Raw genomic sequence first — 20,458 nt, 5'->3', positions numbered from 1 at the left:
GTCTTATTGAGCTTTCCGGCGAGAGTTCAATGGGACAGGTTCCAGAAAACTCAACGTTATTAGATAGATAAGGAATAACCCATGTCAGAACGTTTCCCAAATGACGTGGATCCGATCGAAACTCGCGACTGGCTCCAGGCGATCGAATCGGTCATCCGTGAAGAAGGTGTTGAGCGTGCTCAGTATCTGATCGACCAACTGCTTGCTGAAGCCCGCAAAGGCGGTGTCAACGTAGCCGCAGGCACCAGTATCAGCAACTACATCAACACCATCCCCGTTGAAGAACAACCGGAGTATCCGGGTAATCTGGAACTGGAACGCCGTATTCGTTCAGCTATCCGCTGGAACGCCATCATGACGGTTCTGCGTGCGTCGAAAAAAGACCTCGAACTGGGCGGCCACATGGCGTCCTTCCAGTCTTCCGCAACCATTTATGATGTGTGCTTTAACCACTTCTTCCGTGCACGCAACGAGCAGGATGGCGGCGACCTGGTTTACTTCCAGGGCCACATCTCCCCGGGCGTTTACGCACGTGCTTTCCTGGAAGGTCGTCTGACTCAGGAGCAGCTGGATAACTTCCGTCAGGAAGTTCACGGCAATGGCCTCTCTTCCTATCCGCACCCGAAACTGATGCCGGAATTCTGGCAGTTCCCGACCGTATCTATGGGTCTGGGTCCGATTGGTGCTATTTACCAGGCTAAATTCCTGAAATATCTGGAACACCGTGGCCTGAAAGATACCTCTAAACAGACCGTTTACGCGTTCCTCGGCGACGGTGAAATGGACGAACCGGAATCCAAAGGTGCGATCACCATAGCTACCCGTGAAAAACTGGATAACCTGGTCTTCGTTATCAACTGTAACCTGCAGCGTCTTGACGGCCCGGTCACCGGTAACGGCAAGATCATCAACGAACTGGAAGGTATCTTCGAAGGTGCTGGCTGGAACGTGATCAAAGTAATGTGGGGTAGCCGTTGGGATGAACTGCTGCGTAAAGATACCAGCGGTAAACTGATCCAGCTGATGAACGAAACCGTTGACGGCGACTACCAGACCTTCAAATCGAAAGATGGTGCATACGTTCGTGAACACTTCTTCGGTAAATATCCTGAAACCGCAGCACTGGTTGCAGACTGGACTGACGAGCAGATCTGGGCACTGAACCGTGGTGGTCACGATCCGAAGAAAATCTACGCTGCATTCAAGAAAGCGCAGGAAACCAAAGGCAAAGCGACAGTAATCCTTGCTCATACCATTAAAGGTTACGGCATGGGCGACGCGGCTGAAGGTAAAAACATCGCGCACCAGGTTAAGAAAATGAACATGGACGGCGTGCGTCACATCCGCGACCGTTTCAATGTGCCGGTGTCTGATGCAGATATCGAAAAACTGCCGTACATCACCTTCCCGGAAGGTTCTGAAGAGCATACCTATCTGCACGCTCAGCGTCAGAAACTGCACGGTTATCTGCCAAGCCGCCAGCCGAACTTCACCGAGAAGCTGGAGCTGCCGAGCCTGCAAGATTTCGGCGCGCTGCTGGAAGAGCAGAGCAAAGAGATCTCTACCACTATCGCTTTCGTTCGTGCTCTGAACGTGATGCTGAAGAACAAGTCGATCAAAGATCGTCTGGTACCGATCATCGCCGACGAAGCGCGTACTTTCGGTATGGAAGGTCTGTTCCGTCAGATTGGTATTTACAGCCCGAACGGTCAGCAGTACACCCCGCAGGACCGCGAGCAGGTTGCTTACTATAAAGAAGACGAGAAAGGTCAGATTCTGCAGGAAGGGATCAACGAGCTGGGCGCAGGTTGTTCCTGGCTGGCAGCGGCGACCTCTTACAGCACCAACAATCTGCCGATGATCCCGTTCTACATCTATTACTCGATGTTCGGTTTCCAGCGTATCGGCGATCTGTGCTGGGCGGCTGGCGACCAGCAAGCGCGTGGCTTCCTGATCGGCGGTACTTCCGGTCGTACCACCCTGAACGGCGAAGGTCTGCAGCACGAAGATGGTCACAGCCACATTCAGTCGCTGACTATCCCGAACTGTATCTCTTACGATCCGGCTTACGCTTACGAAGTTGCTGTCATCATGCATGACGGTCTGGAGCGTATGTACGGTGAAAAACAAGAGAACGTTTACTACTACATCACTACGCTGAACGAAAACTACCATATGCCGGCAATGCCGGAAGGTGCTGAGGAAGGTATCCGTAAAGGTATCTACAAACTCGAAACCATTGAAGGTAGCAAAGGTAAAGTTCAGTTGCTGGGCTCCGGTTCTATCCTGCGTCACGTCCGTGAAGCGGCGGAGATCCTGGCGAAAGATTACGGCGTAGGTTCTGACGTTTATAGCGTGACCTCCTTCACCGAACTGGCGCGTGATGGTCAGGATTGTGAACGCTGGAACATGCTGCACCCGCTGGAGACTCCGCGCGTTCCGTACATCGCACAGGTGATGAACGACGCTCCGGCAGTGGCATCTACCGACTATATGAAACTGTTCGCTGAGCAGGTCCGTACTTACGTACCGGCTGACGACTACCGCGTACTGGGTACTGATGGCTTCGGTCGTTCCGACAGCCGTGAGAACCTGCGTCACCACTTCGAAGTTGATGCTTCCTACGTGGTTGTAGCGGCGCTGGGCGAACTGGCTAAACGTGGCGAAATCGATAAGAAAGTGGTTGCTGACGCAATTGCCAAATTCAACATCGATGCAGAAAAAGTTAACCCGCGTCTGGCGTAAGAGGTAAAAGAATAATGGCTATCGAAATCAAAGTACCGGACATCGGGGCTGATGAAGTTGAAATCACCGAGATCCTGGTCAAAGTGGGCGACAAAGTTGAAGCCGAACAGTCGCTGATCACCGTAGAAGGCGACAAAGCCTCTATGGAAGTTCCGTCTCCGCAGGCGGGTATCGTTAAAGAGATCAAAGTCTCTGTTGGCGATAAAACCCAGACCGGCGCACTGATTATGATTTTCGATTCCGCCGACGGTGCAGCAGACGCTGCACCTGCTCAGGCAGAAGAGAAGAAAGAAGCAGCTCCGGCAGCAACACCCGCGGCTGCAGCGGCAAAAGACGTAAACGTTCCGGATATCGGCAGCGACGAAGTTGAAGTGACCGAAATCCTGGTGAAAGTGGGCGACAAAGTTGAAGCTGAACAGTCGCTGATCACCGTAGAAGGCGACAAGGCTTCTATGGAAGTTCCGGCTCCGTTTGCAGGCACCGTGAAAGAGATCAAAGTGAACGTGGGTGACAAAGTGTCTACCGGCTCGCTGATTATGGTCTTCGAAGTCGCGGGTGAAGCAGGCGCGGCAGCTCCGGCGGCTAAACAGGAAGCGGCTCCGGCAGCGGCCCCTGCACCTGCAGCTGGCGTGAAAGAAGTTAACGTTCCGGATATCGGCGGTGACGAAGTTGAAGTGACCGAAGTGATGGTGAAAGTGGGCGACAAAGTTGCCGCTGAACAGTCACTGATCACCGTAGAAGGCGATAAAGCTTCTATGGAAGTTCCGGCTCCGTTTGCAGGCGTCGTGAAGGAACTGAAAGTCAACGTTGGCGATAAAGTGAAAACTGGTTCGCTGATTATGATCTTCGAAGTTGAAGGCGCAGCGCCTGCGGCAGCTCCTGCGAAACAGGAAGCGGCAGCGCCGGCTCCGGCAGCAAAAGCTGAAGCCCCGGCAGCAGCACCGGCTGCGAAAGCGGAAGGCAAATCTGAATTTGCTGAAAACGACGCTTACGTTCACGCGACTCCGCTGATCCGCCGTCTGGCACGCGAGTTTGGTGTTAACCTGGCGAAAGTGAAGGGCACTGGCCGTAAAGGTCGTATCCTGCGCGAAGACGTTCAGGCTTACGTGAAAGAAGCTATCAAACGTGCAGAAGCGGCTCCGGCGGCGACTGGCGGCGGTATCCCGGGCATGTTGCCGTGGCCGAAGGTGGACTTCAGCAAGTTTGGTGAAATCGAAGAAGTGGAACTGGGCCGCATTCAGAAAATCTCTGGTGCTAACCTAAGCCGTAACTGGGTGATGATCCCGCACGTTACCCACTTCGACAAAACTGATATCACCGAGCTGGAAGCGTTCCGTAAACAGCAGAACGAAGAAGCGGCGAAACGTAAGCTGGATGTGAAGATAACCCCAGTTGTCTTCATCATGAAAGCCGTTGCTGCGGCGCTTGAGCAGATGCCTCGCTTCAACAGTTCGCTGTCGGAAGACGGTCAGCGTCTGACCCTGAAGAAATACATCAACATCGGTGTGGCGGTGGATACCCCGAACGGTCTGGTTGTTCCGGTATTCAAAGACGTCAACAAGAAAGGCATCATCGAGCTGTCTCGCGAGCTGATGACTATTTCTAAGAAAGCGCGTGACGGTAAGCTGACTGCGGGCGAAATGCAGGGCGGTTGCTTCACCATCTCCAGCATCGGCGGCCTGGGTACTACCCACTTCGCGCCGATTGTGAACGCGCCGGAAGTGGCTATCCTCGGTGTTTCCAAGTCCGCGATGGAGCCGGTGTGGAATGGTAAAGAGTTCGTGCCGCGTCTGATGCTGCCGATTTCTCTTTCCTTCGACCACCGTGTGATCGACGGTGCTGATGGTGCCCGTTTCATTACCATCATTAACAACACGCTGTCTGATATTCGCCGTCTGGTGATGTAAATAAAAGAGCCGGCCCAACGGCCGGCTTTTTTCTGGTAATCTCATGAATGTATTGAGATTATTAGCGAATAGACAAATCGGTTGCCGTTTGTTGTTTAAAAATTGTTAACAATTTTGTAAAATACCGACGGATAGAACGACCCGGTGGATAATGGGCGTCATAAAAAAAAACGTCAGACCCGCCGGAGATAAATATATAGAGGTCATGATGAGTACTGAAATCAAAACTCAGGTCGTGGTACTTGGGGCAGGCCCCGCAGGTTACTCCGCTGCCTTCCGTTGCGCTGATTTAGGTCTGGAAACCGTAATCGTAGAACGTTACAACACCCTTGGTGGTGTTTGCCTGAACGTCGGCTGTATCCCTTCTAAAGCACTGCTGCACGTAGCAAAAGTTATCGAAGAAGCCAAAGCGCTGGCTGAACACGGTATCGTCTTCGGCGAACCGAAAACTGATATCGACAAGATTCGTACCTGGAAAGAGAAAGTGATCAATCAGCTGACCGGTGGTCTGGCTGGTATGGCGAAAGGCCGCAAAGTCAAAGTGGTCAACGGTCTGGGTAAATTCACCGGGGCTAACACCCTGGAAGTTGAAGGTGAGAACGGCAAAACCGTGATCAACTTCGACAACGCGATCATTGCAGCGGGTTCTCGCCCGATTCAACTGCCGTTTATTCCGCATGAAGATCCGCGTATCTGGGACTCCACTGACGCGCTGGAACTGAAAGAAGTACCAGAACGCCTGCTGGTAATGGGTGGCGGTATCATCGGTCTGGAAATGGGTACCGTTTACCACGCGCTGGGTTCACAGATTGACGTGGTTGAAATGTTCGACCAGGTTATCCCGGCAGCTGACAAAGACATCGTTAAAGTCTTCACCAAGCGTATCAGCAAGAAATTCAACCTGATGCTGGAAACCAAAGTTACCGCCGTTGAAGCGAAAGAAGACGGTATTTATGTGACGATGGAAGGCAAAAAAGCACCCGCTGAACCGCAGCGTTACGACGCCGTGCTGGTAGCGATTGGTCGTGTGCCGAACGGTAAAAACCTCGACGCAGGCAAAGCTGGCGTGGAAGTGGACGACCGTGGTTTCATCCGCGTTGACAAACAGCTGCGCACTAACGTGCCGCACATCTTTGCTATCGGCGATATCGTCGGTCAGCCGATGCTGGCACACAAAGGTGTTCACGAAGGTCACGTTGCCGCTGAAGTTATCGCAGGTCAAAAACACTACTTCGATCCGAAAGTTATCCCGTCCATCGCCTATACCGAACCAGAAGTTGCATGGGTAGGTCTGACTGAGAAAGAAGCGAAAGAGAAAGGCATCAGCTACGAAACCGCCACCTTCCCGTGGGCTGCTTCTGGTCGTGCTATCGCTTCCGACTGCGCAGACGGTATGACCAAGCTGATTTTCGACAAAGAATCTCACCGTGTGATCGGTGGTGCGATTGTCGGTACCAACGGCGGCGAGCTGCTGGGCGAAATCGGTCTGGCGATCGAAATGGGTTGTGACGCTGAAGATATCGCGCTGACCATCCACGCGCACCCGACTCTGCACGAGTCTGTGGGCCTGGCAGCAGAAGTGTTCGAAGGTAGCATCACCGACCTGCCGAACCCGAAAGCGAAGAAGAAGTAATTTTCGTTTGCCGGAACATCCGGCAATTAAAAAAGCGGCTAACCACGCCGCTTTTTTTACGTCTGCAATTTACCTTTCCAGTCTCCTTGCTCCACGCTCAGACAACCGTTCGCGTACCGCTGACCGTTGCTCATTATTCAATCGGGCAGTATGGTTATTGTCGTTCAGACGTTGCGGGCGGCTCTCCTGAATTTTCTCCCGCGCAACCTGACGCTGCTCAGGCGAGGCAGACTGGATACGCTGACGTGCTGCATCTCTTTGCTGTTGATTCTGCGGGCTAGTCTGCATTTTCTCACGGGCCGCCTGGCGCTGCTCAGGAGAGGCAGACTGGATACGCTGACGCGCTGCCTCTCTTCGCTGCTGGTTCTGCGGGTTAGTCTGCATTTTCTCGCGAGCCGCCTGGCGCTGTTCAGGCGAGGCAGATTGATAACGCTGACGCGCCGCCTCTCTTCGCTGCTGGTTGTGTGAGTTAGTCTGCATTTTCTCGCGGGCCGCCTGGCGCTGCTCAGGCGAGGCAGACTGATAACGCTGGCGAGCGGCGTCCTTTTGCTGCTGGGTCAGTGGTTGGTGGCGGCTGAACTCGCGGAAGTCGTCATAATTGCCATAGTGTTCCGCATCATTAAACCGCTGTGCCGCAGCCTGACGCTGGGTATATCGCGTAGTGACTGGTGCTGCGTGTGTTCGTTGCTGAAACTGACTTGCTGCCGCCTGGCGCTGGCTGTCGCGCGTTGGGGCAGGTAACTGTGTGGCTCTCATGCCGCCTTTAACATCGGTTTGGTGAAACCGTTTTGCCATATCCTGATCATGATAAGGCACACCATCGCGGTAGTTTGGATTGTGCCGCCATGCCATATTCTTGTCAGTAAGATGCTCACCAGTAATGCGGTTGAAATTGTTGACGTCGATATTGATGTTGTCGCCGTTGTGTTGCCAGCCATTACCGTCACGATGACCGCCATCGTGGTGATTATAATCATCATCGTCATGATGATGATGGTCATGATCGTCGTCATCCCAGTCTATGCTGCTGAATAGTGCGTACGTGGTAGCAACGCCCATGCTGTAGCCAAATCCGCGCACGAAGCTGTCAACAAACGGTTCCCCGGCTGGCGGCGGCAGGTAAACCGGCGGGTAAGCGGTATTGGCCCAACTGCCGTAAACCACGGTTGGGTTGTAGTTGGGAATATAAACTACATCCGGATTGGCGGGCTCAATGGTTATTACGGTCGGTGCAGGTTCTGCGACGACGGGGCTGGACGTAGAAACGGTATTTGATTGTGTGACAGGGGCGCTGGCGGGCTGATTTGCCGGTACGACTTTTTTCGTTGTCGTGATGACCTTTTGTTCAGTTGATGACTTCAGTGACCCGGTTTGTTGCGCCAGTTGCCGCAAACGTTGTACCGAGTCCATCACATCCTGCGGCTGCGCCAGAAATGCGTCGCCAAGATTTTGCACCCATTGCGGGTTTTCCCCCATCAACGCCATCAATTGCGGAAAAGCCACCAGCGATTTAACGCTGGCATCCCACGGCTGGTCGGATACTGCCTGAATAGCGGCATCACCTTGCTTGAGCGGGTTGTCGTGCGACCACTGTACGGCCTGGGCGACATTTGCCGGATAGGTCGATGCCATCAGCACCTGCGAAAGCAGGGCGTCGGGATATAGCGCGACGGGCGCGACCCATTGATCGATTTGTGCAGTGCTGAATGTAGATTTGACGACGGCAGGCGTTACGGGGGGCGCGGAAACCGTTGCAGGAAGCGTAACTGCAGTGATGTCAGGCGCAGTCTGTTGTGTCGATTGCGCTTCCACAGGCGCTTCCACTGTGCGGCTTTTTATATATAGCCCGGCAGAGGCGGCACAAAGCCCGGCACTGCAAATTAGCGCCAGCACATGGGGTTTAAACGGCAAAGTCATTTTCATAATTCGGATCTCAAGGAAATCGCAATGGTCGGCGAACTGCCACCCGCAGGTGCTGTGAATCCGAGTATAAAGAGGCGGTAGTTTAAATTTTGACTAATCTTGGGATTCGTTGAGAAAGGTGATTATCACTATGCGAATTAACGAAGTTTTTACGGAGGGAAACAATCTCTAGACCATCCTTAACGATTCAGCCACTTTTTTATGTTGCTTTTTTGTAAACAGATTAACACATCGTCAAAATCCTGCTATTCTGCCCGTTGCGGTACTGGGCATTTACCCTACAAACTGCTGTCTCACAGGAGCGTGAAGAGAATCGCCTGCCGCACTATGACAATGAGAGCGAGGAGAACCGTCGTGCTAGAAGAATACCGTAAGCACGTAGCTGAGCGTGCCGCTGAGGGGATTGCGCCCAAACCCCTGGATGCAAACCAAATGGCCGCGCTTGTAGAGCTGCTGAAAAACCCGCCCGCGGGCGAAGAAGAATTCCTGTTAGATCTGTTAACCAACCGTGTTCCCCCTGGCGTCGATGAAGCCGCCTATGTTAAAGCAGGTTTCCTGGCTGCTGTCGCCAAAGGCGAAGCCAAATCCCCACTGCTGACTCCAGAAAAAGCCATTGAACTGCTGGGCACTATGCAGGGTGGTTATAACATTCATCCGCTGATCGACGCGCTGGATGATGCCAAACTGGCACCGATCGCTGCCAAAGCACTGTCTCACACGCTGCTGATGTTCGATAACTTCTATGACGTAGAAGAGAAAGCCAAAGCAGGCAACAAATATGCGAAGCAGGTAATGCAGTCCTGGGCGGATGCTGAATGGTTCCTGAATCGCCCGGCGCTGGCTGAAAAACTGACCGTTACCGTCTTCAAAGTCACTGGCGAAACCAACACCGATGACCTCTCTCCGGCACCGGATGCGTGGTCACGCCCGGATATCCCACTGCACGCGCTGGCGATGCTGAAAAACGCCCGTGAAGGCATCGAGCCAGACCAGCCAGGTGTTGTTGGTCCGATCAAGCAAATCGAAGCTCTGCAACAGAAAGGTTTCCCGCTGGCATATGTCGGTGACGTTGTGGGTACGGGGTCTTCGCGTAAATCCGCCACCAACTCCGTTCTGTGGTTTATGGGCGATGATATTCCACATGTGCCGAACAAACGCGGCGGTGGTTTGTGCCTCGGCGGTAAAATTGCACCCATCTTCTTTAACACGATGGAAGATGCGGGTGCACTGCCAATTGAAGTGGACGTCTCTAACCTGAACATGGGCGACGTAATTGACGTTTATCCGTACAAAGGCGAAGTGCGTAACCACGAAACAGGCGAACTGCTGGCAACCTTCGAACTGAAAACCGACGTGCTGATTGATGAAGTGCGTGCGGGTGGCCGTATTCCGCTGATTATCGGTCGTGGCCTGACCACCAAAGCGCGTGAAGCACTTGGTCTGCCGCAGAGCGATGTGTTCCGTCAGGCGAAAGATGTGGCGGAAAGCGACCGTGGCTTCTCGCTGGCGCAGAAAATGGTGGGCCGTGCCTGTGGCGTGAAAGGCATTCGTCCGGGCGCGTACTGCGAACCGAAAATGACTTCTGTAGGCTCTCAGGACACCACCGGCCCGATGACCCGTGATGAACTGAAAGACCTGGCGTGCCTGGGCTTCTCGGCTGACCTGGTGATGCAGTCTTTCTGCCACACCGCGGCGTATCCGAAGCCGGTAGACGTTAACACTCACCACACGCTGCCGGACTTCATCATGAACCGTGGCGGTGTGTCGCTGCGTCCGGGTGACGGCGTAATCCACTCCTGGCTGAACCGTATGCTGCTGCCGGATACCGTCGGTACTGGCGGTGACTCCCATACCCGTTTCCCGATCGGTATCTCTTTCCCTGCGGGCTCTGGTCTGGTGGCATTTGCTGCCGCAACTGGCGTAATGCCGCTGGATATGCCGGAATCCGTTCTGGTGCGCTTCAAAGGCAAAATGCAGCCGGGTATTACCCTGCGCGATCTGGTACACGCGATCCCGCTGTATGCGATCAAACAAGGTCTGCTGACCGTTGAGAAGAAAGGCAAGAAAAACATCTTCTCTGGCCGCATCCTGGAAATTGAAGGTCTGCCGGATCTGAAAGTTGAGCAGGCCTTTGAGCTTACCGATGCGTCCGCCGAGCGTTCTGCCGCTGGTTGTACCATCAAGCTGAACAAAGAGCCGATCATCGAATACCTGAACTCCAACATCGTCCTGCTGAAGTGGATGATCGCGGAAGGTTATGGCGATCGTCGTACTCTCGAACGTCGTATTCAGGGCATGGAAAAATGGCTGGCGAATCCTGAGCTGCTGGAAGCCGATGCAGATGCGGAATACGCGGCAGTGATCGACATCGATCTGGCTGATATCAAAGAGCCAATCCTCTGTGCACCGAACGATCCGGACGACGCGCGTCCGCTGTCTGCGGTACAGGGCGAGAAGATCGATGAAGTGTTTATCGGTTCTTGCATGACTAACATCGGTCACTTCCGTGCTGCGGGTAAACTGCTGGATGCGCACAAAGGTCAGTTGCCGACCCGCCTGTGGGTGGCACCGCCAACGCGTATGGACGCTGCGCAGTTGACCGAAGAAGGCTACTACAGCGTCTTCGGTAAGAGTGGCGCGCGTATCGAGATCCCGGGCTGTTCCCTGTGTATGGGTAACCAGGCGCGTGTGGCAGACGGTGCGACGGTGGTTTCCACCTCTACCCGTAACTTCCCGAACCGTCTGGGTACTGGCGCGAACGTCTTCCTGGCTTCTGCGGAACTGGCTGCTGTTGCGGCGCTGATTGGCAAACTGCCGACGCCGGAAGAGTACCAGACCTACGTTGCGCAGGTGGATAAAACTGCCGTTGATACTTACCGTTATCTGAACTTCAACCAGCTTTCTCAGTACACCGAAAAAGCCGATGGGGTGATTTTCCAGACTGCGGTTTAATAAGTAAGCGCACGCGCTGCGCATAAACGACACAATGCCCGGTGAATGAGATCCCCGGGCATTTTTTATTTCTAAACCACCGCCGTTCCGCTGTTTTTCTCCGGTAAGGCTGCGATAATTACATCAATGGCGCAATGCGATTTCGGCGCATTGCCGGGAGCAGAGGAACACACTATGGATTACGAATTTCTGCGCGATATTACCGGAGTGGTAAAGGTGCGCATGTCCATGGGGCATGAAGTGGTCGGGCACTGGTTTAATGAAGAGGTGAAAGAAAACCTGGCTTTGCTTGATGAAGTGGAAGATGTCGCGCGCACGCTCAAAGGCAGCGAACGTTCCTGGCAGCGGGCAGGGCATGAATACACCCTGTGGATGGACGGTGAAGAGGTGATGGTTCGCGCCAATCAACTGGAATTCGCTGGCGATGAAATGGAAGAGGGGATGAACTACTACGACGAAGAGAGCTTGTCGCTGTGCGGCGTTGAGGATTTTCTTCAGGTGGCGGCGGCGTACCGTAATTTCGTGCAGCAGAAGTAAGTAAATCAGGCGGAGCCTCCGTGCTCCGCCAGAGCCGTTAAACAGCTGGCATATTGCGCCCGTAATAAATCTCGCGCATTTCTTTCCACAGCGCAGCGGTAATTTCCTGGCGCTCGCTGTCGGTTAAATCTTCCGGTTTGGTGTGGAACATGTAGTGCTTAAGGTCGAACTCTTTAAGCAACATCTTGGTATGGAAGATATTTTCCTGATAGACGTTTACATCCACCATGTCATACAGCGCCTTCATATCGTCAGACATAAAGTTCTGAATCGAATTAATCTCATGGTCGATAAAGTGCTTCATACCGTTAATGTCGCGGGTAAAACCGCGCACGCGATAATCAATGGTCACGATATCGGACTCAAGCTGGTGGATCAGGTAATTCAGCGCCTTCTGCGGAGAAATCACGCCGCATGTAGAGACTTCAATATCGGCGCGGAAGGTGCATAAACCGCCTTCAGGATGGCTTTCCGGGTAGGTATGTACGCAAATGTGGCTTTTATCGAGATGGGCAACGACCGTTTCTGGCAGTGGGCCGGGGTGTTCTGTTTTGCCGATAAGTCTCGGGTCGACCGGTTCTTCACTCACCAGAATAGTGACGCTGGCTCCCTGTGGTTCGTAATCCTGGCGGGTGATGTTAAGAATATTGGCCCCGATAATGGAACAGGTTTCTGACAGGATTTCGGTCAGACGGTTGGCATTATAGAGTTCATCGATATAAGCAATATAACCGTCGCGCTAAAAGAGCGCAGCATAATAGCTAACAATGACCGTGGTTGCACGGTCAATGTTTCTACAAAAAGGAGCAGGGATTATTTAACGTAGGCAAGCAGGCTTAAGGAATCGCGGGCCAGGGCTTTGCACTTTTTCGCGACGGGAATGCCGATACCGCTGAGATCGCGGTAGCTGTCTTCACCGAGGGATTTCATGTCGAAGGTGTCGTAGTTGCTGAGATCCCACTGGTTTTGCTGGGCGAAAAAGACCAGTGCGCGACGAATTTGCCCATTAGGTAAGTTCTGGTAACCACAATCGTTCTTCAGAAAAACAAAAACTGCCGTTAAATCGGCCATATCTTCGGCTTCAGACTCGCTGAGCGCGTAACTGTTTGCGCAAACGGCCATCAGGCTGCCGAATAACACTGTTCTGAAAAACGTCTTCATTGCTTCTACCAGGACTTAAAGAAGATAAACGTTAGCACACTGTGAGCGAGGCGACGACCATTATTGTCGATTAAATTGTGTCTGCGGCTTGACCTTCCCGTAAGGGTAAGGACTATGCTCAACGTTTGATTTTGTTTCGCTTGCTTGAGAATAAGGAAATAACTATGCAACGCCGTGATTTCTTAAAATATTCCGTCGCGCTGGGCGTGGCTTCGGCTTTGCCGCTGTGGAGTCGAACAGTTTTTGCCGCCGAACGTCCAACACTGCCGATCCCCGAACTCCTCACTTCTGATGTTCGTGGCCGCATAAAATTATCGATAATGCCAGGTCAGTCCACCTTTGCCGGGAAAACGGCGACCACCTGGGGCTATAACGGTAATCTGTTAGGGCCTGCGGTGAAGTTACAGCGTGGCAAAGCGGTAACGGTTGATATCTATAACCAACTGACGGAAGAGACGACGTTGCACTGGCACGGACTGGAAGTACCGGGTGAAGTGGACGGCGGCCCGCAGGGGATTATTCCGCCTGGCGGTCAACGCACGGTGACGCTGAACGTCGATCAACCTGCCGCTACCTGCTGGTTCCATCCGCATCAGCACGGCAAAACCGGGCGTCAGGTGGCGATGGGACTGGCAGGTCTGGTGGTGATTGAAGATGACGAAATCCTGAAATTAATGCTGCCAAAACAGTGGGGTATCGATGATGTTCCGGTGATCGTTCAGGATAAAAAATTTAACGCCGACGGACAGATTGATTATCAACTGGATGTGATGACCGCCGCCGTGGGCTGGTTTGGTGATACGTTGCTGACCAACGGTGCAATCTACCCGCAACACGCCGCCCCGCGCGGCTGGCTGCGCCTGCGTTTACTCAATGGCTGTAACGCCCGCTCGCTCAATTTCGCTACCAGCGACAATCGCCCGCTGTATGTGATTGCCAGCGATGGTGGTCTGCTGCCTGAACCGGTGAAGGTGAGCGAGCTTCCCGTGCTGATGGGCGAGCGTTTCGAAGTGCTGGTGGAGGTTAACGACAACAAACCGTTTGACCTGGTGACGCTGCCAGTCAGCCAGATGGGGATGGCGATCGCGCCGTTTGATAAGCCGCATCCGGTAATGCGGATTCAGCCGATTGCTATTAGTGCCTCCGGTGCTTTGCCAGACACATTAAGTAGCTTGCCTGCGTTACCTTCGCTGGAGGGGCTGACGGTACGCAAGCTGCAACTTTCTATGGACCCGATGCTCGATATGATGGGGATGCAGATGCTGATGGAGAAATATGGCGATCAGGCGATGGCCGGGATGGACCACAGCCAGATGATGGGCCATATGGGGCATGGCAATATGAATCATATGAACCACGGCGGGAAGTTCGATTTCCACCATGCCAATAAAATCAACGGTCAGGCGTTTGATATGAACAAGCCGATGTTTGCGGCGGCGAAAGGGCAGTACGAACGTTGGGTTATCTCTGGCGTGGGCGACATGATGCTGCATCCGTTCCATATTCACGGCACGCAGTTCCGTATCTTGTCAGAAAATGGCAAACCGCCAGCGACGTATCGCGCGGGCTGGAAAGATACCGTTAAGGTAGAAGGTAATGTCAGTGAAGTGCTGGTGAAGTTTAATCACGATGCACCGAAAGAACATGCTTATATGGCGCACTGCCATTTGCTGGAGCATGAAGATACGGGGATGATGTTAGGGTTTACGGTATAAAAAGACCGTATTCGGAAATATGCCCGGATCTCTCCGGGCATTAAACTGATGACAAACGCAAATCTGCCTGTTGCGCTACGCTTATCGGGTCTACGTGAACTCTGCAATCTACTGAATTTGCAGGATTTTGTAGGCTGGATAAGGCGTTCACGCCGCATCCGGCATGAACAACGCGCACGCAATCTGAGCGAATCTTACTTCATATCATCCGGCAACGCATAAGCCACAATATAGTCGCCCATCTTCGTACCAAATGAACCGTGACCGCCTGCGGAGATCACCACATACTGCTTGCCATTCACTTCATAGGTCATCGGTGTTGCCTGACCACCCGCCGGTAAACGGCCCTGCCACAATTTTTCACCGTTGCTCATGTTGTAAGCGCGCAGGTAGTTATCTGCCGTAGCGGCGATAAACAGCACGTTACCCGCCGTGGAGATTGGCCCGCCCAGCATCGGCATACCCATATTGAACGGCACCGGAACAGGCATCGGGAACGGCATGCTGTCCTGCGGCGTACCAATACGTTTCTTCCACACGACTTCGTTGGTTTTCAGATCCAGCGCCGAGATATAGCCCCATGCTGGCTGTTTACACGGCAGACCAAACGGTGAGAGGAACGGGTTGAGCGTGACGCCATACGGTACACCGTACTGCGGCTGAATGCCGGATTCCGTACCCGTGCCTTTGGCATCTTTCGGCTGCTCCATCGGGTTGCCAGGACCGCGCGGGATCAGTTTCGAAACAAACGGCAGTGCCATTGGGTTGGCAATCGCCACTTCACGATTCGGATCAACGGAAATCCCGCCCCATTCGAACATCCCCAGGTTACCCGGGAAGACCAGCGTACCCTGTTCAGATGGCGGGGTGAAAATGCCTTCATAGCGCATCTGGTGGAACATCACGCGGCACACCAGCTGGTCAAACATGGTGGCGCCCCACATATCCGCACCGCTCAAATCTTTCGTCGGACGGAAGCTCAGTTCAGAGAACGGTTGAGTAGGGGTAACGTAATCGCCTTTCGCTGCACCTTGGGGAACCGGTTTTTCCGGGGCCGGAACCACCAGTTCACCATTACGACGATCGAGCACAAAAATGTTGCCGGTTTTCGCCGGAGTGTAAATAACCGGCACTTTCTGACCATTAACGGTGATATCCGCCAGCGTCGGCTGTGCCGGAAGATCCATATCCCACAGGTCGTGGTGAACGGTCTGGTAGCTCCACGCCAGTTTCCCGGTAGTGGCATTCAGCGCCAGAATCGAGCTGGCATAACGTTCCTGTTCCGGTGTGCGGTTACCACCCCAGATATCCGGCGTGGTCACGCCCATCGGCAGATAGACCAGATCCAGCTTCGCGTCATAGGCCGCAGGTGCCCACGAGTTTGGCGAGTTAAAGGTAAAGGTGTGTTCGTCAGACGGGATCGCGTTCGGATCTTTTGCGCCCGGATCAAAAGCCCACAGCAGCTCACCAGTGTTGACATCAAAACCACGGATCACGCCAGACGTTTCGCGGGTTGAGAAGTTGTCGGTGACTGAACCGGCCATTACGATGGTTTTATCGGTGATAATCGGCGGCGAAGTTGGCTCATACAGACCCGGTTTGGTGTCCGGCATATTGCTTTGCAGATTGAGCACGCCTTTATTGGCGAAGGTTTCGCACAGTTTGCCGTTTTCAGCGTTAATCGCAATCAGGCGACCATCATTCACCGGAAGAATGATACGACGCGGGCAATCCGCCATCACTTCCGGCGAAGCCGTTTCAGCTTTGGCTTCATGATAAGAGACGCCACGACAGGTTACATGCTGGAAGGACTCGTTGGTTTTCAGCTCAGGATCGTAATGCCATTTCTCTTTGCCGCTGGCGGCATCGAGCGCAAACAGACGCTGGTGAGCGGTACACAGGTAAAGGGTGTCGCCCACTTTAATTGGCGTCACTTCATTGGTGATTTCGCCCGGATCGTTCGGCTGTTTCACATCTCCTGTACGGAACACCCAGGCTTCTTTCAGGTTGTGGACGTTATCGGCGTTAATTTGTTTCAGTGGTGAAAAGCGTTGACCTTCCTGATTGCGGCCATAGGCAGGCCAGTCCTGATCGGCAACGGGTGAGATAGCTTCGGCAGGTGTGGCATCGGCGCTTAAAGTGCCATTGATTTCCTGCGGATCGTGAAATCCGGCCCAGGTCAGGATACCGCCACTAATCAGCAGTGCCACCACCAGTGCGGCAACTGCGCCGCCGGAAGGAATGACCAGGCGACGCCAGACAAACGGCAGGATCAGCCAGATGCCGAAGAACACCAGAATGTCGCTGCGCGGAGTCAGCGCCCAGAAGTCGAAACCAACTTCCCAGACGCCCCAAATCATGGTGCCGAGCAGCAGGGCGGCGTACAGCCAAAGCGCGGCACGTTTACTGCGCCACAGCATCCAGGCGACGCCGAGCATCACAAGGCCAGCGATAGGGTAATACCAGGAGCCGCCAATCGCGACCAGCCAGCCTCCGCCAATAAGTAGATACAGCCCGCAAAGCGCTGCAAATAGGGCTGTTAGCGTGACGAGTAATCGTCGCGAGCCTGTATTGTTAATTGCCATAAAGAAACACCATTTCAATTCATTAATATTTTAGTAGCAATTAATTATAGGTTTTAACATGTGTGATCGTCATCACAATTTGAGCTTTATTAACAGATTCCGCCAATGAATAGTTTTACTGGTATACTGCATGTCTTGCGCTTTGTTGCGGTGCTGAATCCCGCCCGTGCGAAGTGATTTGTTTTTAAATCATATGGTTAGAGATATGAAACATACTGTAGAAGTAATGATCCCCGAAGCGGAGATTAAAGCGCGTATCGCCGAACTGGGTCGTCAGATTACTGAGCGTTACAAAGACAGCGGCAGCGATATGGTGCTGGTAGGTCTGCTGCGTGGCTCATTTATGTTTATGGCGGACCTGTGCCGTGAAGTTCAGGTATCTCATGAAGTCGATTTTATGACCGCCTCCAGCTACGGTAGCGGCATGTCCACCACCCGTGATGTGAAAATCCTCAAAGATCTGGATGAAGATATCCGTGGCAAGGACGTGCTGATTGTTGAAGATATCATCGACTCGGGGAATACACTGTCGAAAGTGCGTGAGATCTTAAGCCTGCGCGAACCGAAGTCGCTGGCGATTTGTACGCTGCTCGATAAACCGTCCCGTCGTGAAGTGAACGTCCCGGTAGAATTTATCGGTTTCTCGATCCCGGATGAGTTTGTGGTGGGTTACGGCATTGATTACGCACAGCGTTACCGTCATCTGCCATATATCGGCAAAGTGATTCTGCTGGACGAGTAAGTGTAAAGTTGCCGGATGTGTTGCATCCGGCATGGCATATTTATTTGTGGTTGGCGTGTTTCAGCTTGAGGTTGGAAATCCCGTGACGGTAACGTTGCTCAAGGGTTTCGCGGTTGGTGGCGGTAACATCCAGATCACGCAGCAAGCCGTCGTGAATGCCGTAGGCCCAGCCGTGAATGGTCACTTTCTGCCCGCGTTTCCACGCTGATTGCATAATGGTGGAGTGGCCCAGGTTATATACCTGTTCCATTACGTTCAGTTCACACAAGGTATCCAGACGGCGCTCTGGCGGCATTTCGCCGAGCAATGAGCTATGTTTGAACCAGATATCGCGGATGTGCAGCAGCCAGTTGTTGATAAGCCCCAGTTCCGGGTTTTCAACTGCGGCTTGTACGCCGCCGCAACCGTAGTGGCCACAGATAATAATGTGTTCAACTTCGAGAACATCCACTGCATACTGAACCACGGAAAGGCAGTTCAGGTCGGTGTGAATGACCAGGTTAGCAACATTACGGTGAACAAAGAGTTCGCCCGGCTCAAGACCGGTTAAACGTTCTGCAGGAACGCGACTGTCGGAACATCCAATCCATAGAAAGCGCGGTTTTTGCGCTTGTGCCAGTTTCTCAAAAAACCCGGGATCCTCTTCCACCAGCATTTTTGACCATAGTGCATTATTGCTGATGAGTGTATCTATGTCTTTCATGGAGGTTAACGACCTGTAACCAAATAATTACGTTTGGCTAATATAGGGCAACTCCGGGACGATTTAAACCACAGATAAAGTGTAAGAACGTAAGGTAAGTAAAAATTTATGACCATTGCACTGGAACTTCAACAGCTTAAAAAAACCTATCCAGGCGGCGTTCAGGCGCTTCGTGGAATAGATTTGCAAGTCGAAGCGGGTGATTTTTATGCGCTTCTCGGGCCGAACGGGGCCGGAAAATCAACCACCATCGGTATTATCAGCTCTCTGGTAAATAAAACCTCCGGGCGGGTCAGCGTATTTGGTTACGATCTTGAAAAAGATGTCGTCAACGCTAAACGTCAGTTGGGACTGGTGCCACAGGAATTTAACTTCAACCCGTTTGAAACCGTGCAGCAAATTGTGGTGAATCAGGCGGGGTACTACGGTGTAGAGCGCAAAGAAGCGTACATCCGCAGCGAAAAGTATCTTAAGCAACTCGATTTGTGGGGAAAACGCAACGAACGTGCGCGCATGTTATCGGGCGGGATGAAACGTCGTTTAATGATTGCCCGCGCGCTGATGCACGAACCTAAACTGCTGATTCTTGATGAACCGACCGCAGGCGTGGATATCGAACTTCGCCGTTCAATGTGGGGCTTTTTGAAGGATTTAAACGACAAAGGCACCACCATCATTCTTACCACGCATTACCTGGAAGAAGCAGAAATGCTGTGCCGCAATATCGGCATTATTCAACACGGTGAGCTGGTGGAAAATACCTCGATGAAGGCACTGCTGGCGAAGCTGAAATCAGAAACCTTTATTCTCGATCTCGCACCGAAAAGCCCGTTACCGAAACTCGATGGCTATCAGTATCGACTGGTGGATACCGCCACGCTGGAAGTTGAAGTGCTGCGTGAGCAGGGGATCAACAGCGTATTTACGCAGCTAAGTGAGCAGGGCATTCAGGTATTAAGTATGCGTAACAAAGCTAACCGTCTGGAAGAGTTGTTTGTTTCACTGGTTAATGAAAAACAAGGAGATCGCGCATGATGCATCTTTACTGGGTGGCGTTAAAAAGCATCTGGGCGAAAGAGATCCATCGCTTTATGCGTATCTGGATACAGACGCTGGTGCCACCGGTTATCACCATGACCCTTTACTTTATCATCTTCGGTAACCTGATTGGTTCGCGTATTGGCGATATGCATGGCTTCAGCTATATGCAGTTCATTGTTCCGGGGCTGATCATGATGTCGGTAATCACCAATGCCTACGCCAACGTCGCTTCATCATTTTTTGGCGCCAAGTTCCAGCGTAATATTGAAGAACTGCTGGTCGCTCCGGTTCCGACTCACGTCATCATTGCCGGATATGTCGGCGGTGGCGTAGCGCGCGGACTGCTTGTTGGTATGCTGGTGACAGCAATTTCGCTGTTCTTTGTACCGTTTCAGGTGCATTCGTGGGTATTTGTCGCTTTAACGCTGGTGCTCACGGCGGTGTTGTTCTCTCTTGCCGGATTGCTTAATGGTGTGTTTGCCAAAACGTTTGATGACATCAGCCTGGTACCAACCTTTGTGTTAACGCCACTCACGTATTTGGGCGGGGTGTTTTACTCACTGACCTTGTTGCCACCGTTCTGGCAGGGGCTGTCGCATCTCAACCCAATCGTTTATATGATCAGTGGATTCCGCTACGGCTTCCTCGGCATTAATGATGTGCCGCTGGTTACTACTTTTGGTGTGCTGGTTATTTTTATTATTGCGTTTTATCTGATCTGCTGGTCGCTGATCCAGCGTGGGCGCGGCTTGCGTAGCTAAGTCGATTTCCTCTCCTCTGGATTCGGGGGAGAGGAGTTTTGACGACTATCACC

At 52.8% G+C, this 20,458-nt stretch carries 13 protein-coding genes and 1 pseudogene; 9 read left to right on the top strand and 5 right to left on the bottom strand.

All coding sequences use genetic code 11. The annotated features are described in order from the left end of the window. Positions 1-81: 81 nt before the first annotated feature. From aceE to lpdA, 3 genes are all read left to right on the top strand, one after another. On the top strand, positions 82-2,745 hold the full coding sequence (gene aceE, locus AACU94_RS17375; protein WP_135489890.1) for a pyruvate dehydrogenase (acetyl-transferring), homodimeric type: 2,664 nt from the start codon (positions 82-84) through the stop codon (positions 2,743-2,745). Between the two features lie 14 nt (positions 2,746-2,759). After that, complete coding sequence (gene aceF, locus AACU94_RS17370; RefSeq protein WP_135489889.1) at positions 2,760-4,652, top strand: pyruvate dehydrogenase complex dihydrolipoyllysine-residue acetyltransferase; 1,893 nt, start codon at positions 2,760-2,762, stop codon at positions 4,650-4,652. 208 nt (positions 4,653-4,860) lie between these two features. Next, a complete protein-coding gene (gene lpdA, locus AACU94_RS17365) occupies positions 4,861-6,285 on the top strand; it encodes a dihydrolipoyl dehydrogenase (protein WP_130205068.1) in 1,425 nt (474 codons plus the stop codon). A gap of 69 nt (positions 6,286-6,354) precedes the next feature. Here lpdA and AACU94_RS17360 read toward each other — a convergent pair whose 3' ends face one another. Beyond that, entirely contained in the window at positions 6,355-8,208 is a 1,854-nt protein-coding gene (locus tag AACU94_RS17360; protein WP_135489888.1) for a DUF3300 domain-containing protein, read from the bottom strand. 354 nt (positions 8,209-8,562) lie between these two features. On the opposite strand from AACU94_RS17360, the gene acnB reads away from it, so the two are divergent. Together acnB and yacL are read left to right on the top strand one after the other, a co-directional pair. Beyond that, positions 8,563-11,160: a bifunctional aconitate hydratase 2/2-methylisocitrate dehydratase gene (gene acnB / locus AACU94_RS17355; protein ID WP_135489887.1), complete on the top strand. Its 2,598-nt coding sequence runs from the start codon at positions 8,563-8,565 to the stop codon at positions 11,158-11,160. A 174-nt stretch (positions 11,161-11,334) separates the two neighbouring features. Beyond that, on the top strand, positions 11,335-11,697 hold the full coding sequence (yacL, locus tag AACU94_RS17350) for a protein YacL (RefSeq protein WP_135489886.1): 363 nt from the start codon (positions 11,335-11,337) through the stop codon (positions 11,695-11,697). A 37-nt stretch (positions 11,698-11,734) separates the two neighbouring features. Here the strand turns inward: yacL and speD are convergent. Beyond that, positions 11,735-12,436 (bottom strand): annotated as a pseudogene (gene speD / locus AACU94_RS17345) (adenosylmethionine decarboxylase); the annotation flags it as partial. A 74-nt stretch (positions 12,437-12,510) separates the two neighbouring features. After that, on the bottom strand, positions 12,511-12,858 hold the full coding sequence (locus AACU94_RS17340; protein ID WP_000846617.1) for a YacC family pilotin-like protein: 348 nt from the start codon (positions 12,856-12,858) through the stop codon (positions 12,511-12,513). A gap of 164 nt (positions 12,859-13,022) precedes the next feature. On the opposite strand from AACU94_RS17340, the gene cueO reads away from it, so the two are divergent. Next, positions 13,023-14,573, top strand: coding sequence for a multicopper oxidase CueO (cueO, locus tag AACU94_RS17335; protein WP_135489885.1), 1,551 nt, complete (start codon positions 13,023-13,025; stop codon positions 14,571-14,573). Between the two features lie 194 nt (positions 14,574-14,767). Here the strand turns inward: cueO and gcd are convergent, their stop codons facing one another. Next, positions 14,768-17,158 carry a quinoprotein glucose dehydrogenase gene (gcd, locus tag AACU94_RS17330; RefSeq protein WP_135489884.1) on the bottom strand — a complete coding sequence of 797 codons (2,391 nt, stop codon included), beginning with the start codon at positions 17,156-17,158 and terminating at the stop codon, positions 14,768-14,770. Between the two features lie 205 nt (positions 17,159-17,363). Here gcd and hpt point away from each other — a divergent pair, with 205 nt between their 5' ends. After that, positions 17,364-17,900: a hypoxanthine phosphoribosyltransferase gene (gene hpt, locus AACU94_RS17325; protein ID WP_000683335.1), complete on the top strand. Its 537-nt coding sequence runs from the start codon at positions 17,364-17,366 to the stop codon at positions 17,898-17,900. Between the two features lie 40 nt (positions 17,901-17,940). On the opposite strand, the gene can is transcribed toward hpt, so the two are convergent. Beyond that, entirely contained in the window at positions 17,941-18,603 is a 663-nt protein-coding gene (can, locus tag AACU94_RS17320; RefSeq protein ID WP_130204959.1) for a carbonate dehydratase, read from the bottom strand. Between the two features lie 108 nt (positions 18,604-18,711). Here can and AACU94_RS17315 point away from each other — a divergent pair, with 108 nt between their 5' ends. After that, the gene (locus AACU94_RS17315; RefSeq protein WP_000150637.1) at positions 18,712-19,638 is read left to right on the top strand and encodes an ABC transporter ATP-binding protein; all 927 of its coding nucleotides are present in this window, start codon (positions 18,712-18,714) and stop codon (positions 19,636-19,638) included. Further along, positions 19,635-20,405 (top strand): ABC transporter permease, encoded by a 771-nt coding sequence (locus tag AACU94_RS17310; RefSeq protein WP_064525104.1) that lies wholly within the window; start codon positions 19,635-19,637, stop codon positions 20,403-20,405. The genes AACU94_RS17315 and AACU94_RS17310 overlap by 4 nt, the downstream gene beginning before the upstream one ends. Positions 20,406-20,458 lie beyond the last annotated feature (53 nt).

It is taken from the genome of Escherichia sp. E4702 (genome assembly GCF_963883545.1).
Taxonomy (GTDB): domain Bacteria; phylum Pseudomonadota; class Gammaproteobacteria; order Enterobacterales; family Enterobacteriaceae; genus Escherichia.
Note: the sequence above shows the minus strand (reverse complement) of the source record. Positions and strands in the feature narration are given on the sequence as shown.